This is a genomic window from Vibrio barjaei, assembly GCF_001639065.2.
Taxonomy (GTDB): domain Bacteria; phylum Pseudomonadota; class Gammaproteobacteria; order Enterobacterales; family Vibrionaceae; genus Vibrio; species Vibrio barjaei.
The window spans coordinates 31,074-48,018 of record NZ_LQXO02000039.1 but is presented as its reverse complement, the minus strand read 5'-3'; the positions used below and the strand labels follow the sequence as shown (position 1 = coordinate 48,018).

Here is a 16,945-nt window from a genome sequence, read left to right as displayed (position 1 = left end):
TGTTTACGTGCTAGACCTGAGGTAAATCAAAAAAAGCGCCGCATTTTAGGTAAATCGACTGATATCAAGGCTGTTTGTGCTTAGAAAATTGGTAACAAGCTGCAACAGTGGTGGAAATGATAAGAAAACTACCCAACCATTGAAGGTTTGTAAGTTGCTCCTGCAAGAAAACTGCCGCGAAAATCAACCCGAATAATGGCTCTGTCCCCATCAAAAGTGATGCTTGGCTTGCGTGAAGAAATTTGACGGCATAGTTCTGCAGAAAAAACGCCATAAGAGTACAACCTAAAGCAAGGTAAATTAGGCAACTCAAGGTGAACCAATCAATTTGCATCATGGTTGTTGTAAAGTGGGTAGCTGACCCTTCTTTAAACATTAATAACAAGCTTACGACAGTTACAACCGAGAGTTGAATAAAAGTAATCAGTTCGGTATTAAACTCACGTCCTGTGAAGGCTTTTCGGCAGGTAACAACCATGATGGCTCTGAGTACGGCTGCAATTAGAACTAATGCGATTCCCCAATTGAAAGTAAAGTCTTGTTGAGTCACGTTGGAAAGCAAAGCGACACCAATCACCCCTATAAAACAGTATGCCACCAGTCCTTTAGGTAATGAAACTTTAAGCCATGCCTTTTCCAAGAATGGAGTGAATAGGATACAGAGACTGATGAGGACAGCGACTTGTCCTGCTTGAGCGAGCATGACAGCCCACGTTTCGGTAATGAATATGCAGCTCAAGATAGCGCCGGTAAGTAAGCCTACCGTTAGATAGCCAATTGCGTTGTTAGTAAATTCAATGAAGAGTTTTTTCTTATATAGGATTACGACTAGTACGGCAGAGCTTAAAGCGAAACGAGCGAACAATAATTGTGGGACAGTAAGTGTTTGAAGAACCTGCTTTGACGTTCCGTAACTAGTTCCCCAGACGATTGATACTGCGAGTAGCCCTATAATAGCCCAATTTACTGTGAAACTTTGTGCGTAATTCCTATCCATCTGTAATTGCTCTTAAATATTTTTTGTGAATAATTCTATCGATATGCTAACTTATGAATAACAAAGTGATAATACTTCCGAAATGCATAGGACTTATGACTGATGGACACAAATAAACTCATGGCACTTCTGCCGGACATTGCTGCGTTTGTGACAGTTGTTGAAGCTGGGAGCTTCACCGCCGCCTCTCAGCGGCTAGGTATGACGCCATCAGGAGTAAGCCGCCAAATCAGTCGACTTGAGGCTGCGCTTAATGCCGATCTGCTTGAACGAACAACGAGAAAACAGGTAACAACGGACACTGGCAAGGTAGTGTACGAGTTCAGTAAGAAAATCATGGAGTCTGCTTCTGATATCGCTAATATTGCCAGTCAGGAAGGTGGAGAAGCCTTAGGAGAACTGAGAATATCGGCACCCAAAGCCTTCAGCCGCCATATTTTAGAACCATTAATGCTGCCGTTTCTCGATTTGTATCCCAAGGTAAAACTTCGCTTACTGGTTAGTGATGAGTTCGTCGATCCTTTTGGTCACAACTTAGATATCGTTTTCGAGCTGACACATTTCCCAAGAGAAAACTTGGTGGCAAAAACGCTTGGTGAAATCAAAGCTGTGCTGTGTGCAAGCAAATCGTATCTTCAAGAGCATGGTATTCCGTTCCATCCAAATAACTTTTTGAATCACAATTGTTTATTTCTCAATGAGCAACCAAACGATAACGTATGGCTTTTCAACAAGGATGGAGAAAACGTCAAAGTTCAAGTTGACGGTCGCTACTCTGTTAACCACTCCGAGATGCGATTAAATGCAGTGAAAAGTGGAGTTGGTATTGGTATCTTCCCGGAGTTTGTGGTGGAAAAAGCTTTGAGAGCAGGCGAGGTCTTACAGGTGCTACCAGAGTGGCATATTAACTCTCGGTATCAAGGGGAAATAGTGATGCAATTTCCCCAGTCAAAGTTCATGCCCGCTCGAAGACGAGCATTTATTGATTATATGGTTGCGTCAATGAAGCCCCCTAAACTAAGTTCATAAATCGCTGCGGATAATCACTGAAGATTGCATCAACTTGCTGTAAATGCTTAAAAGATTTCGGGTTATTGACGGTATAGCACCAGATCTGCAGGCCGCGCTCTCGCAACGTTCTAATGTGCTTTTGGGTAAGCCAACGATAGTTGAGATGGCAGCTGAATGCCTCGACCTCATCAATAGTTTTTAAAAGACGGTTATTAAGTCTGTTACCCAACACGCCCAGGCGCACGCCAAGTTTTGCTTGATGCAGTGCAAGCATAACCTCACCACTAAAACTTGAGATAAGCAACTGTTCTCGGTCTATCTCACTAGCATTGAGCCGCTCTGCAAGTAGAGCAACGACGTGCTCTGCATCATGTTTATCAACCTTGACCTCAATATTGATGCTCAGTTGGTTAGTCAGGCAGTAATTGAGTAATTCATCGAAGGTCATTAGTCGCTCACCAGCAAACTGTGGCGCTTTCCATGACCCAAAGTCGAACTGACTAAGTTGCTCGAATGTTAATTCATCTATTCTGCCAGTGCCATTACTGCATCGGTTAATAGTGTGGTCGTGACAAACCACTAGTATGTCATCTTTAGTTGGTTGAATATCCACTTCAACCCAGGAGAGGCCCGCTCTTTTTGCGGCTTGAACACTCGCTAAGGTATTTTCTGGATGGGTTCCAGCAACACCGCGATGACCTGCAATTAATGTACTCATAAATATTCCTAGACCCTTATCAATTCAACATAGATGAATGATGTTTATGTTGCAAAAATGTTATCCGAAGGCTATCTTGGTGAAAAGACATCAGACCAGTTGGTGAAAGATGAAGATTCATCATATTAAAGGATATATACAACAAATATATTTGGTTGAGTATCCAGATAAATTGCTCTTGTTAGACGGTGCAAGCCGAGCTGACGTGGGCACTATACTGCGTTTTATCACCGATGATTTACAGAGGCAAGTTTCTGATTTAAAAGTTATCGTCGTGACCCATATGCATCCAGACCACGCTGGAGCTGCCCATCGGCTTAAAGCCATTACAGGGGCTAAAATTGTCTCTGCAGCCAAAGAGCGAGATTGGTATTCTGGGATCGATGGCTTTCTGATGCATGTTACAGACTTAGTTTTGGCTTGGTATATGGCGAAGCGCTTAGGGCAACCTAGAAAGAACCTCTGGTACAACAAGGCGTTAAATGCGGATTACCAATTGATTGATGGCGATACCGTACCGTTATTTGATGATTGGCAAATACTTGACACGCCGGGTCACACAGACCGAGATATCTCGGTCTATAACCCCAATGAGTCGATTGTTTATGTTGCGGACTTAATGGTGCAAGTGAAGCAGCATCTCATTGCACCATTTCCTATATTTCATCCCAATCAATATCGAAGCTCAGTGGAGAAAGTGTATAACTTAAACGCCGAGCAGATTCTGCTGGCGCACCGAGGCCCTGTGGTTTTTGATGAGCGTGCAAAAGAGCATATTCTTGACACCGCGCCAATGAGACCAGTGACTCATTGGCGGGTAACGAAAATTAAACTTAAAGGAGTGTTTAGGTCTGTACTGACTGCGCGTTAATTTTGCTCAGACTTATCGTGTTTAGGGAAGATAAGTGCTGATGTGTCGAACCCGGCTTCAAAAGCGACTTTCAAATATTGGTCTAGCTTTGCTTCCTGAACGGTCGGTGTTCTCGATAAAATCCAAAAGTAATCGGAATTGTAGCCACTGATTAGCGCAGCAGAATAATCTGGTTCTAAGTAATAGACTACATAGCTACCGTAGAAAGGTCCGAAGAAAGACACTTTAAGGTGCGCTATATCAGTTGACGAAACAAATTTTGCTTTGCCTTCCGCTTCCGACCATTCCTGATCTTTTGTGTCCCAACCACGATTCAGTACTTTTACAGAGCCATCATCATTCATTGAATAGGTAGCGGTCACATTATCTAGACCTCGTTCGAAACTATGGTCCAGTCGAGCCACCTCATACCATTTACCAAGATAGTGGTCGAGATCGAAACCAGTAACGGGCTGTACTTTGTCGGGGATGCCAGTACAACCGAGTAACAACAGTGGCAAGCTAACCACAAAATAGCGAAGAATTGTTTTTATCAAGGTAGACTCCTTTTATTACCTAACTGACTCTTTCTAAATAGAATATACGACAAAAATCAGAGTTCAGCTTACAATGATTGCATCTATATCCTATTGCGAATACTCTGGAAACGAACATGTTCATTAATTCTAGGTATTACTGCGTCAATGTTTGAGATATTCATTGTATTAGCGTTACTGGTGGGGTTGTTCCTTGTTGCTCAGAAGTACTTTGTAAAGCAGGAAGACACAAGATCGTATCACTACAAAGTGAAGGGACCAATTCTCTCTTCGGCACAAACGGCTTTCTATAACGCACTAAAAGAAGCCGTAGGGGAGCATGGTGTCATCTTAACTAAGGTTAACATGGCTAATGTAGTGACTCCTCAGAAAACGAGTAATAAGAAGCAATGGTTCATAGCTAACAATGTGATTGCCAAAAGTTACTTCGATTTTGTTATTTGCGATCCGAGAACGATGCAGCCCAGAGTCGTAATCGAGTACGACAACGGTCAAAAGTTGGATAAAGGCAAAGTTGAACGTCAAAAGCTGATTATGCAAGTGTGTAAATCTGCAAATATCCCACTAATAGGTGCATCTGTTAAGTTGAGCTACCAAGTCAGCAAGATAAGACGTTTGCTTGCTGCACATATTGATCTTATTGAACCCGAAAAAGAAGTCCGTTTCTGTAAACGTTGTGGTAGCCCTATGACGATAAAGACGGCAACTCAGGGCGATTTCAAAGGACGACGTTTCTTTACTTGTAGTCGTCAACCATTATGCCAATACACCGAAAACTACAACGTCGTTTTCGATGATGAGGAATAGATACGTAGTACCACTAGCTTCAACAAACTGATGTAATTCACATTTTTACTGGTTAAAAGCATAAAAAAGAGTCGAATTGATGGCTTCTAAGCCAAACGATACCAAAAACACAAAAATCTACTTGCACAGCTTGGTATCTCTCGTTAATATCCATCTCGTTCCAAAGACGATGGGTCCGTAGCTCAGTTGGTTAGAGTACTACCTTGACATGGTAGGGGTCGGCGATTCGAGTTCGCCCGGACCCACCAAATTTTAGAAAGCCCGCTTCTCTGAAGCGGGCTTTTTCGTATATGCAAAAATTACATTCACTTTCGGAATTATAATTAGTGTATTCAACAAAAAGTAAGCGAGTGCAGGTATTGGCTCGTTGACGTAATTTCATTTGTTGAGTTCTATTCACTCAGGAAAAGTCATCTTGATTAGATAATTCATGCAATGTAGATATCGGGCATCAATAGTAATCCCATTGTGATGAAGAAAGTGAGCTATTTATATCTAATGATATGCGGTTAATAAGCTAGTGTTGTTTTATATAATAACTCAACTTATAAAGATGCTACTCAACCGATAATATTACCTATTCCACCTTGATAGAATTACTACATATAATTAATCCGGATCTCGTACGGATATAGGGTGTTGTTCCTACGAAATATTACGCATTCCGACACTTCATTACTCTACATCTTATAATTATTGAAATTTAGGTTATTATTGACCTTGCTGTTATTAGTGTGATTGTTTTATGTGATCTGTATTGGTTATTGGTTCGCACTTTAATTCCGCCCTAAAATAGAATTCTTGCTCTAAATAATAATAATCATTAAACGTCATGTCAGTTGGTCTGTTTGTTAGCATTTTCGCTTACGGGGGAGTAACTAATGGAATGTCTTAAAAGTCTTGAATGTTTTAACTGTATTCGAATTAAGAATATTGAGTACCGGTTTGATCTTCAATTAGAGAAGAGAAAGAACAAAGTAATAGACCGAAAAAGCAATCGAGTATGGAGTGAGACATGTTTAAGAATGCTTTGCTGCTTAAACCAAACACCTCAAGGTGTGGTTCTATCGAAAAATGAGATTGTTGATTTTGTTTGGGACGGAGAACCAATAAGCGAAAGTAGTTTGCTCCAATTGGTGTACTGCACGAGAAGGAATCTGGCAGATAAAAATATAAGGATTATAAGCATACGGGGCGTAGGCTACGCACTCGTAGAAGGGGAGAACGCCATTTATGTGTGTGCAAATTGACAGATTTATTAAAGGAATCAAGCATAGCAGCGCAAATTACCAGTACAAAATGCAAGGTATATATAGTGCAAGTGAGCAATGTATAGGGTATGAGGTTCTAATTGACCAAATAAGAAGTCGAGAAACTTTGCTTGGCCCCAATGTTCATAGTGACTTAACGTTTTCATCATCAGCTAATTATTTGCTAGAACGAATAAAAGTCGCCGTTGAGAATGGTAGGTTTGAATGTGATTGGTCTGGGAAGTATATCTTTCTCAACATAGAGCGAAGCAATCTATGTGATATTACCTTGTTAGCGAGACTTATTGAGTTAAATAGCTATCTATTAGAAAAACAAATTGGGCTAGTTGTGGAAATGACTGAACGAAACGTGTGTGGCAGCTGCGTACGAATCATAGAGGGGCTTACTCTGCTAAAACAGAATGGCGTAGTGACGGCAGCGGATGATTACGATATTTACAAGTCGGACTTTCGTGCTAATGAATTGGATATGAACTTATACGAGTTCATCAAAATTCAATCTCCCAGTTCGGCAAGAGAAGTGGATATGCTTGAAACCTTCGCACAGGTAAGGCCGGAAAAAATAATCATGGAACATGTTGAGTCTACGTCGATATTCAAAATGTTAGTTGGCTTAAATCGATTCTTTTGGGGATATCAAGGCTACTGCTTTGACAAAGGTACCCCAATCTATATTTAGCTGAGGGTTTAATTTTGACTGATATCGAGAAGTATGCAGAGACCGCTTCAAAGTTAGAGAGACAGCGTCAATTTAATGAAGCATCTATTTACTGGAAGAAGGCCGTAGAGCAAGCCACTGCCCGTCAGGATAAAGCGTGGTATCAGATAAGGTACCGATTTTGTGCCAAGCAAAGGGAAAAATTATGAGTTCTTTCGTTGAACAGCATACTGAAACGATTACTGCTTCTTTGCAGGAGTTTGGGTTCACTGAAGTTCAGCGTGGGAGTGATGACTCTAACTTCTTTATTATAGGAAAGCTTAAATATGTAAATATCTGTATATCTTGCAACTTGATAAGTAAGAGTTACGAGTGCGATATCCTAGCTAACAATGGCTATCACAACCTTGTATCAGATATTCCAACGATGGTTTTTTCGATTGATGCGCCATTGGAGGTAAATGTACTTGGTGCCATCAGGGTGGCTCATATCCAAGAGAGAGCCTTGGCGAAGTATGTACAGACGCGTGCTAAGTTCAGTGCTATTAACCAACTAAAGAGGTTAAAAGAACAAAACCAAATAGGTTAACCTTAGAGTTTTGAAAGCTCGTGAGGCGTAAATTGCTTTACGAGTTTTGCTACATTATATTTTTCAGAAGTAAATGAAATTAACTCTATCCGTATATTTCATCTTGGTATCGAATTTATGGTTACAGTCGGTTAAAACTTAACGTTGAAATAACATTACTCCATTCCTTTAATTCGAAATAATCGTTCTGAAAATACTGAACATTCGAGAAATATTATCTAGAAGATTTTACGCTCTCGGGCTAAGCAAGAGTGCTTTGATGTAGTGACCTCAACTGACTAGTAGCTAAGTGTCATTCTTTCACGATAGCCTGTCAGTAATGAACTGTTGTACTTTACGAAATGAAAGAACGCGGCGATTCAGTCATCCGCGTTCTTTCATAATGCAATATGTTAAGCGTCTTCTGGTACTAAATTAGGAAGCTGCCAATCTCCGCCTAGTGATTTAAAGACTCCTACTGTCACTTGTGCAGTCTGCAACCTTGCCGCTAGTAATCTATCTTCCATAATACGCTGCTGGCGTTGTGCATCGAGCAATGCAAGATGGTTGATAAGGCCTGCTTTGTACAATGATTGTGCTTTACTTAATGCGTTGTCAGAGGCGTTTAGTGCTTCTTGAATACGTTGCTCATTTTGCTGGCTTCGCCCATACGCAAACAGCATAGAGTCGACCTCGGTGATTGCAGTGTTGACCGAGTGTTCGTAGCCAAGTACTGCTGCGTCAAAGCGTGCTTCGTTCAACTCAACCAGTGCTTCGCCTCTTCCTCCATCAAACACGTTCCAGCTCACGCCAACCGCACCAGCCCACCCAACAGAGTCAGAATCAAATAAATCATCAAAGCTGCTTGCCGATACTCCCGGAGTTCCAGTTAGGAAAAACTTGGGGTAACGATTGGCAATGCTAGCTGCGACTTCTTCGTTTAACGCGGCCATTTCACGTTCAGCAATGCGTATATCTGGGCGACGTTTTAGAAGATCAGATGGCAGGCCAACGGGGATAACACCTTCTAGACTTGGCAGACCAGCACTGCTAGCAAGGCGAATATCGACTTGAGTAAGAGGTTCACCTAATAGAGTTGCCATCCGTTGTTTATGAACTTGTTGGGCGATTTCCAGTTGTGGAATAACCGACTCAGTTGCAGCCAGCATAGTTTGAGCTTGTGCTAAGTCGAGTTCAGAGCCATAGCCACTTTTTACCAGTTTCTTTACTAGCTCTAATGTCTTAGTTTGGTCGGCCAAGTTTGCGTCAATCAACGCCATTCTCTCTTGAGCGCCACGATACTGTAGGTAGTTGTGCACCAAGTCTGCGGTAATTAGGGTATTGAGCCCACTGCGGTAGATTTCTGCTTGTTCAACACGAATCTTGGCGGCGTTCGACTGTCTGTCGATACGCCCAAACAGATCCATTTCCCAACCTATGCTAACGCCAGCAAACACGCCATCATGCTGATTATTTAGCAAGGTTGTGGAGTCTAAAGGTGTGCCAGTTGGCAGCGAGTCTCCGATAGGGTTTAATGCTGGACCTAATAGGGAATCATTCTTACTCAACTGATAGTTAAAGTAGCCCGCCCCAATGTTAACAGTAGGGACTTTAAAAGAGCTCACTACAGATTGATAACTGTTGGCCATTTTTATCCGCTCGGCTGCCATTTTAAGCGGGATATTTTGACGCTGCACATCTTGTACCATTTGATTTAGTGAGTCGTCGTTAAAGCTTGTCCACCAGTAATCGTTCTCAGCTTGTTGCTTGTTACTACCATATAAGTAAGTGTTTGATAGAGTCATCGTTGGTTCTGTGTAATCAGGCCCAACAGCACAGCCCGCTAATGTTATCGCGAGAGTCAAAGGAGCAAGTTTTATCGCCTTAAGTAGGCATTTACGTGAGTGATGCGTTTTCATGTTTTATGCCTTTTGTTCTGACGCGACGATAGTGCCGTGTGTCGATGATTTTGCTGTTGTTGGTGTCTCTTTGTAGGCCAAGCGATAAAGAGCTGGCATAACAAATAGTGACAACACCGTTGCGGCTGCCAGTCCACCAATAATGGTTGCGGCCATTTGATCAAATAACAGGTCACTGAGCAGTGGGATCATCCCCAAGGCCGTGGTCAATGCGCCCATAGATATAGCCATCGTACGATTAATCGTCGCTGACTTAATGGCTTCGGAAAGTCCCAAACCGTTCTGCCTTTCTAGTTCAATTTGATCCATGAGCACGATGCCATTTTTAATAATCATACCCATGAGCGTTACGGCACCGATGAGCGCCATGAAACCAAATGGCTTATCAAAAGCAAGTAGGGCAAAGGTGGCACCTGTTGCTGCTAATGGAATCGTAGAAAGAATAATCACAGGCTGTTTAAAGCCATTAAACATCGCGACGAGGATAATCACCATGATGAGCAGTGCTTTAGGCAGCTGCTTCAAAATGTCTGACACTGCTTTGTGTTCGTCGTAATACTCGCCACCCCACGTCATTGTGTAGCCAGGTGGCAACTCAATTGCTTCAATCTGGTCTTTAATGGCATTTCGAACTCTCGCAGGAGTGCTGGTACGTTCAACCCCCGCCTGAGCTGTGATGGTTTTCACGCGGTCACGACGCCAAATCATGCTCTCTTCGGCTTTTAACTCGAAGCCATCCACAACTTGCCCTAGTGGAACACTGTGCAATCCAAGAATGGACTTAACGGGTAATGTCTCTAGTGATGCCATGGTTTGTTCAGAACCACGAAGCTGAATGGTAATTAACTCATCATTGAGGTTCATTTGACCAAGTGGCATGCCATCCGAGGCGCGCTTCATGGCAAAGGCGATATCGGTTCGATTGATGCCTGCACGGCGCGCTTTGTCTTGGTTAATAATTGGAGTCAGTACCTTACTTTGTTGGCGCCAATCGTCTCGTACGTACTTCGCTTCAGGGTGCTGGGCCATAATGGCTTTAGCTTGATTAGCGAGTTGGTGTAGTACAGCTTCATCTGGACCAGAGAAGCGAGCTTCGACCGCGTATTTATCAGCGGTGGCAAGCTTCAAGGCTCGGAATCGAGGCTCCGCATTAGGAAACTGCTCCTCTACCCAAGCATCACCACGTGCAACAAGTGCAGATATTGATTGGTAATCTTTGGTGTTAATTAGTATTTGACCGTAAGCTGGGTCAAACGGTTCTGGTTCAACCGTCACAGAGAATCGAGGAACGCTACTACCAATTGCTGTGGCGATGCTCTCCACTTCTGGTTGCTGTAACAGCCAGGATTCCATTTTCCTCATGTCTATTGAGGTTTGTTCTACTTTGGCTCCATTAGGTAGCCAATAGTCGAAGAATACAATTGGGCGATCTGATTGTGGGATAAAGTTAATAGCAATGTACGGAACAGCCATTGCGGTAACCGCAATTAATGGAATCAATGCTGCTAGCGCTTTTTTTGGATTATCGACTGTCCAGTTTACGCATTGTTTGTAGCGAGCCATTTTGTCTTCGCTGCTTTCTGAATTAGGTTTGATGAACAGCCAACACATGAGAGTGGTGAATGTCATAGCAACAAGCCAAGAGAGTAAGAGTGAAGACGCTATGATATAAAATACTGAGCCTGCGAATTCGGCTGCGTCCGTTTTCGAGAATAGAACTGGACTTGCTCCCATGATGGCGATGATAGTCGCACCCAATAAAGGAACACCAGTTTCCTTAACAGAGTCTAACGCCGCTTGTGTTCGCTCAACACCTTTATTTAACTTTGCGATCATCATGTCAGTGATAACGATGGCGTTATCTACTAGCATCCCAAGTGCTAAGATAAACGTACCTAGGGATACTCGGTGTAAATCTATATCGTTGATGTTCATATAGATAAGCGTTAACAGTATCGTCAGAAGAAGACTGCCGCCAACAATTGTTGCACTCTTAAAACCCATGAAGATCAGTAGCACCACAAAGACGATCGCCACACTTTCTAACAGGTTGCCGACAAAGTTGTCGATAGCTTTTTGTACTTCGTCAGGTTGAAATGCAATAGTCGAGATATCAACCCCAAGAGGCAAGCTCGCTTGGTAGTCATTGATAATATCTTGGATCGTATCGCCTAACGACACGACATTAATCCCCGGGACTGGACTTACTGCCAATGTGACCGAAGCTTGTCCGTTGTAGCGGTTTTCTGTAAGTGCTGGTGTTTGATAGCCCATGGTGACATCTGCAACGTCACCGAGTCGAATAAGCCCAGTGCCAAACTCACTGACCCCGCCTTTAATTACGAGATTGCGAATATCGGCTAGAGATTGAAATTCACTACCTTGGTGAATTCGAATACGTTCTGAACCAGCATCGAATTTACCCGTTTCGAAGGTGGTATTGGTACTATTAAGTTGATTCCAAACTTGAGCTACAGACAAGCCATACTGAGCAAGGCGTTCATCGGGAAGGTCGATATAGACCACACGTGGTTGGACACCGTGTAATTCAATTTTCTTAATGCCTTTTATGGTTTTTAAACGACGTTGGAGTTCTTCTGAATAACGTCGAAGTTCTTCCGGCTGAGCATCGTTGCTATGAATGGCAAACAACATGCCATAGACTTCGGAAAACTCATCTTGCACTAGGCTGATTTGCGCTGTAGCAGGGAGCTGCAGTTTTACATCTTGTACCTTACTGCGAAGTATGTCCCATTGCTGAGGCAAGTCTTGGGAGTTCAGACTTTCTTTAAGGTCTACGAATACCATGGACATGCCTGGGCGAGACAGTGATCGTAACCGATTTAGTTCCCCCATTTCTTGCAGCTTGGTTTCGACCGTATCGGTCACCTGTTTCTCGACCTGTTCAGCCGATGCTCCTGGATATAAGGTAACGACAACCGCGGTTTTTACGGTAAAGCTTGGGTCTTCTAGCTTACCAAGATCAAAATAAGAATAGATGCCAGCGATGATACTAAGCGTGATAAAAAACAACAGAAATGTTTTTTGTCGAATGGCGAATTCGGCGAGTTTAATCATGTTCTATGTCCTATAGATCCCTAAGTACAAGTTTGTCTGCTACATCACCATCTTTTAAATAGAAAGATCCGCTCACTACTACGTAGTCGTCGCCTTTCACATTTCCAGAGATACAAGCTTGATAAGCATCTAAAGATCTCAGTTCAACGGGTGTCGAGACCACCTCGTTATTGCGTACCACATTGATATGTAGTTCCTCTTTCTCTCCCACTAGCGCCGAGTAGGGAATACAGAATGAATCTTTAGCCACCGTTGTTTTTGATGACACCGTAACGGACTTGCCCGAGAAGAGATGTTGGTTTGCATTGTCCAATGTGTAGGTAACGGTATAGGTCTGTTTGATCAGGTGAGGAAGTGGAGCTATCTCGGTGACATACCCGTTGATAGGAGTGTCTGATTGATACCAGGTAATAGAGCCTGAATCGTTGATACTAAACTGGTCGATCATATTTTCTGGCACATCAATCTTAACGTCCAATGCGGAGTTATCTTGCATGGTTGCTACGGCAATACCGGGTAGAACCTGCTCATGGGCATCAAATTCTACGCTGGCGATAATACCGTCAAAAGGTGCGACCAACTGTGTATAGCCTAATGTGTCTTTGGCTCTCTGGATGTTTTTATTGACGACTTTCACTGCTGAAAGGCTACGTTCATAACCACTCGTGGCACGGTCCAAATTTACACTGGCAATCGCATTGTCAGCGATTGCTTGTTTAACCCGTTTTAACTCGGCTTTTGCTAGTTTGTGAGCTGATTTTGCTTCAAGCATCTTTGCTTCTAGTTCTTCGAGTGCTACTTGATAGTCATGAGGATCTAAGCGAGCAATTACGTCACCCTTTCTAACACTATCGCCTGCTTGTACGTGAACTTCGCTCAGCGTACCGGGAACTCGAAATGCCAAGTTAGCGCTATCATGAGCACGGACTACACCACTAAAATGCTTGGTTGAATTATCTTCTAAGCTATTGAGTCTGATGACCTGTAAAGTGGTTTGTTTTGGTTCAGGTTGCTCTAGCACCTTGGCTTGATTGCATCCAAGCAACGCGATGGACGTTGCGATGCAGAGTGTGATTGTGTTTATTGTTTTCATAATAGATAGCTCCGTAATAATGGAGCTATCTTAATATTGAACAGTGTTCAAATAAGCCGTCTCTGATGAGACTTACTGTCATAAAAATTATGACAATTGATTGAGGCGCGGTATTTCTGAAGAGAGGTGCTCGATGAGCACTTTACTGGCTTTATTCAATGTTTTTGGCTGAGGGTAGAGTAGCCAACCATCTTCTTTTATGGCTGTTTCTTGAGGTAGCAAAGGCACGAGCGTTCCTTGTTTTAGCTCTCGTTGTATCATCATTGTCGGTAAGAAACTAATACCTCGACCCCTTATGGTCGCGCCTTTAATAAAGCCGACACTGTTGGCGATTAAACTTGCTTTGACAGAAGCGGTACCTGAATCAAAGTGCCACTGGCTGTCGATATCACCACTAGGCCAGCGAAAACAAATACACTTATGTTGGTCAAGTTCGTCTAACGACTCTAGAGCTCCAAACTCTTCAACATACTCAGGCGAAGCGACTAATGCTCGGCGATATTGAATCACTTTTCGGGCAACAATATCAGAGTCGAATATGGTTCCGCCGTGAATAGCGATATCTAAACCCTGCTGAAAAATCTCATTGAATCCGTTACTGATACTGCGGATGTCGAGTTGAATCTCAGGGTATTTGTCATGAAATTCGAACAAGATAGGCTGCAGAAGGTCATAAGTCTCGGGTAGGACTCCGAGCTTAATTTTCCCAGTAAGCATATCTCTAGAACTGGACAGTGATTGTTGAGCACGGTCGAATAACTCTATGGCTTGGGTAATTTCGTCAAAATAGGTGCTACCACTGTTTGTCAGCGATAGGTTGCGGGTTGTCCGGTGAAATAATTGCGACCCTACTGCCTTTTCGAGTTCATTGATTCGCCGACTGACATTGGCTCTAGGCAGGTCAAGGGCATTGGCCGCGGCAGTAAAACTGCCTAGTTCTACTACTTTTGTGAACAGTTTTAGGTCTGCAATTTTCATATCAGAATCGTAGGTGCTAAAAAGACGGAATTTTCGAGCGTATGATAGTAATTAAAAAGATGAACAGCATGGTCTGAAAAGGACTGATTGCCTCATTAGCTAGCGTGATATGAATAGATTGGTATGGAATATTGAAGAGGAAGGGTGGGTTGGTAGTATGCATTGACTGTATCGTTCGAGTTTGCCAGCTGCATACTACCTTTGTTGTTTTAGATAATACTTTCTAGACGAGAGAGTTATTTAGCCAGAGGCATAATTTCGAAACCTTGCTTAAAGCTATCTAGCGAACTAGCCAAATCTTTGAGCGTGTTCGCATCACCTTCAACTTGAGCTTCGTTGGACTTAATCAACTCATCAAGCGTAGTTTGACCTAACACCACCTTGGTCAAATCGGATTTGTTGATGCGTAGGGTGGTATCGGTATCTTTCACTATTTCATCGACTTCAAGGCTTGCCATATTGGCGTTAGACACTTCAACGTAATAGGTTTCTTGAACGTCAGGATGAACCACATTCATATTGAATTCTAAACCTAGTGTTTCCGCTTTAGGAGCATTGAGGCGCACGGCGATGAAATCTAGGAAACTCGAAGTTGGTGTGTTGGCGATAACATCCGCCGATGCTACTTTAGTTCCTTCACCGATTTGGTTGGTACGAAGCTCAACCGCAGCTTGTAAGTAGCTATTACGCCACGCCATAGTTTCTGACTGATAGCCTTGCTGCTCAAAGCTGTCAGCTAACAACTCGCGTGCTTGTTTGTTATCGGGATTACACATGACAACATCATTGAGCAGTTGAGAGGCTTGTTGATACTCGCCCACCGCAAAATGTTCTTGGCCGACTTTCATGAAGGTATCGATACCAGCAGCGTTAACATAGGTACATGACTTATCAACTGTAGTCAGTGGATTGGTGTTAACTGGATTCATGTCGTAATAACCCAAATACATGTTCACAACAGCACGTGCATTATGCGAGTAGGAGCCGTGGTAACCTCTTGAAGCCCAGTTGTTTTGCTGCGTTTTCGGAATGATCTTGTCGATTTCACGCCCAACATCATTAATGGTGACACCATGGTTAGCAAGGCGCAGCGACTGGTTATGGACAAATCCATAGTTATCGCGCTGAAGGGTAATGTAGTCGGAAATTTCGTTCCCTTTATCATTCCACATCGGAGCAGAGTGAGCAGCGTGAATACTGTCGACTAATCCAGAGTCTACAAATCGCATTTTCAGCTCTGTCAGGTACTTAGTCCAGATTAACGAGTCACGGACTTTAGCACCGCGGAAGGTATAGATATTGTGTTGGCCGTCGTAGGTCAGTTCTGCAGTATGCAGTGTGCGGTATTCAGGGATGTAATGAACAATCTCTGCGGGTGCCTCTGCTCCTGGCATATTGATAAAGTGGAACTCTAGCCCACCAATATCAACGGTCTCTTCTCTTTCTTCAATGTATTGCGTTGGCGCTACAAGCGTAACATTACCTTTTGATAAGCCCATGCCCAGTGCATTATCAACAATACCAGTGACATCGTTACCCAGTTCTGAGCCGTATTGATAAGCTGAACGACGTCCCATTGCGTTGCCCGCTAATACATTTTCGTCCGCCATTTCACGGATGAAATCTACCGGTGCGATAATAGGAGCACCTTCTACAAAGTCACCTGACTCGTAGATACCACGCGAGCCGCCGAAGTGGTCAACGTGCGTATGCGAGTAAATCATACCTACGATGTTATGCTTGCCGTTGATTTTCGGAAGATGCTTTTTCGCAAACTCCCAACCTGCTAGTGCGGTTTCAGCCGTTACCATAGGGTCGTGAATAATGTAGCCTGTTTTTGCTTTGTAGATAGTCATGTTTGAAAGGTCAGCACCACGAATCTGATACACACCTTCAGTGACTTGATACAGACCGCCTGACGTAAAGTTCATCTGTGCTTGTCGCCAAATCGAAGGGTTAACCGAGGCTGGAATTTCATCATTATCTAAGTGAGCCATGCGGTTTTTTAGCTCTCCTGCACGATGGTCACCAAACTCGGCTATTAGGCCTCGCTTGGAACGATCAAACGCGGTGGTATCTTTCCATGGAAGTGTTTTTGCGAGCGCATTGTTGGCTTCGATAGTGTGTGAAGTTGCTGGTTTACCTTGGTAAGTCTCTACTGACTCGTAATCTGCAAATGCATGTGCAGAAACAATAGATAATACGGAAACAGCTAGAATGGATTTTTTCATAATGGCCTCATAAATTGTGGGCTTTAAGTATCTGAGGCGCATTGTAGATAGCGAGATAAAGACCAACAACGCAGCGAGGGCGATAGCTGATATCACAAGGATAAATATCAGTATGTCTATTTGTGACAGAAAAATGATGTCAGGTGAGGCATATAACTTTAGTGGGAGAGGGTATGAGGACAAAATAACAGACCTCCGCTCAATGAAAT

General features: G+C 43.1%; 15 protein-coding genes and 1 tRNA gene. 8 read left to right on the top strand and 8 right to left on the bottom strand.

The window, feature by feature from the left end:
- Positions 1-64: 64 nt before the first annotated feature.
- A complete protein-coding gene (locus tag AWH66_RS18160) occupies positions 65-997 on the bottom strand; it encodes a DMT family transporter (RefSeq protein WP_063603833.1) in 933 nt (310 codons plus the stop codon).
- 102 nt (positions 998-1,099) lie between these two features.
- Here AWH66_RS18160 and AWH66_RS18155 point away from each other — a divergent pair, with 102 nt between their 5' ends.
- Entirely contained in the window at positions 1,100-2,026 is a 927-nt protein-coding gene (locus tag AWH66_RS18155; protein WP_063603834.1) for a LysR family transcriptional regulator, read from the top strand.
- Here the strand turns inward: AWH66_RS18155 and AWH66_RS18150 are convergent.
- Entirely contained in the window at positions 2,010-2,726 is a 717-nt protein-coding gene (locus AWH66_RS18150; protein WP_063603835.1) for a glycerophosphodiester phosphodiesterase family protein, read from the bottom strand. The genes AWH66_RS18155 and AWH66_RS18150 overlap by 17 nt on opposite strands.
- 109 nt (positions 2,727-2,835) lie before the next feature.
- Between AWH66_RS18150 and AWH66_RS18145 the strand changes: the two genes are divergently transcribed.
- On the top strand, positions 2,836-3,597 hold the full coding sequence (locus AWH66_RS18145; RefSeq protein ID WP_063603836.1) for an MBL fold metallo-hydrolase: 762 nt from the start codon (positions 2,836-2,838) through the stop codon (positions 3,595-3,597).
- Here the strand turns inward: AWH66_RS18145 and AWH66_RS18140 are convergent.
- The gene (locus AWH66_RS18140; protein ID WP_063603837.1) at positions 3,594-4,133 is read right to left on the bottom strand and encodes a lipocalin family protein; all 540 of its coding nucleotides are present in this window, start codon (positions 4,131-4,133) and stop codon (positions 3,594-3,596) included. The two genes, AWH66_RS18145 and AWH66_RS18140, sit on opposite strands and share 4 nt — an antisense overlap.
- Positions 4,134-4,280: 147 nt before the next feature.
- On the opposite strand from AWH66_RS18140, the gene AWH66_RS18135 reads away from it, so the two are divergent.
- From AWH66_RS18135 to AWH66_RS18115, 6 genes are all read left to right on the top strand, one after another.
- On the top strand, positions 4,281-4,940 hold the full coding sequence (locus tag AWH66_RS18135) for a DUF2726 domain-containing protein (protein ID WP_063603838.1): 660 nt from the start codon (positions 4,281-4,283) through the stop codon (positions 4,938-4,940).
- A gap of 171 nt (positions 4,941-5,111) precedes the next feature.
- A tRNA-Val gene (locus AWH66_RS18130) sits at positions 5,112-5,188 on the top strand.
- Positions 5,189-5,821: 633 nt separating this feature from the next.
- Positions 5,822-6,190 (top strand): winged helix-turn-helix domain-containing protein, encoded by a 369-nt coding sequence (locus tag AWH66_RS26310; RefSeq protein WP_006071887.1) that lies wholly within the window; start codon positions 5,822-5,824, stop codon positions 6,188-6,190.
- A gap of 355 nt (positions 6,191-6,545) precedes the next feature.
- Positions 6,546-6,890, top strand: coding sequence for a hypothetical protein (locus AWH66_RS25715; protein WP_143081534.1), 345 nt, complete (start codon positions 6,546-6,548; stop codon positions 6,888-6,890).
- Positions 6,891-6,904: 14 nt separating this feature from the next.
- A complete protein-coding gene (locus AWH66_RS26305; protein ID WP_006071884.1) occupies positions 6,905-7,078 on the top strand; it encodes an ANR family transcriptional regulator in 174 nt (57 codons plus the stop codon).
- A complete protein-coding gene (locus tag AWH66_RS18115; RefSeq protein WP_006071882.1) occupies positions 7,075-7,458 on the top strand; it encodes a hypothetical protein in 384 nt (127 codons plus the stop codon). The genes AWH66_RS26305 and AWH66_RS18115 overlap by 4 nt, the downstream gene beginning before the upstream one ends.
- A gap of 392 nt (positions 7,459-7,850) precedes the next feature.
- Here the strand turns inward: AWH66_RS18115 and AWH66_RS18110 are convergent, their stop codons facing one another.
- From AWH66_RS18110 to AWH66_RS18090, 5 genes are all read right to left on the bottom strand, one after another.
- A complete protein-coding gene (locus tag AWH66_RS18110) occupies positions 7,851-9,356 on the bottom strand; it encodes an efflux transporter outer membrane subunit (protein WP_063603839.1) in 1,506 nt (501 codons plus the stop codon).
- A gap of 3 nt (positions 9,357-9,359) precedes the next feature.
- Complete coding sequence (locus AWH66_RS18105) at positions 9,360-12,434, bottom strand: efflux RND transporter permease subunit (RefSeq protein ID WP_063603840.1); 3,075 nt, start codon at positions 12,432-12,434, stop codon at positions 9,360-9,362.
- Between the two features lie 10 nt (positions 12,435-12,444).
- Positions 12,445-13,527, bottom strand: a complete 1,083-nt coding sequence (locus AWH66_RS18100; protein WP_063603841.1) for an efflux RND transporter periplasmic adaptor subunit — start codon at positions 13,525-13,527, stop codon at positions 12,445-12,447.
- 87 nt (positions 13,528-13,614) lie between these two features.
- Complete coding sequence (locus AWH66_RS18095) at positions 13,615-14,505, bottom strand: LysR family transcriptional regulator (protein WP_063603842.1); 891 nt, start codon at positions 14,503-14,505, stop codon at positions 13,615-13,617.
- A gap of 236 nt (positions 14,506-14,741) precedes the next feature.
- Entirely contained in the window at positions 14,742-16,778 is a 2,037-nt protein-coding gene (locus tag AWH66_RS18090) for an alkyl/aryl-sulfatase (protein WP_420882869.1), read from the bottom strand.
- Between the last annotated feature and the right edge of the window lie 167 nt (positions 16,779-16,945).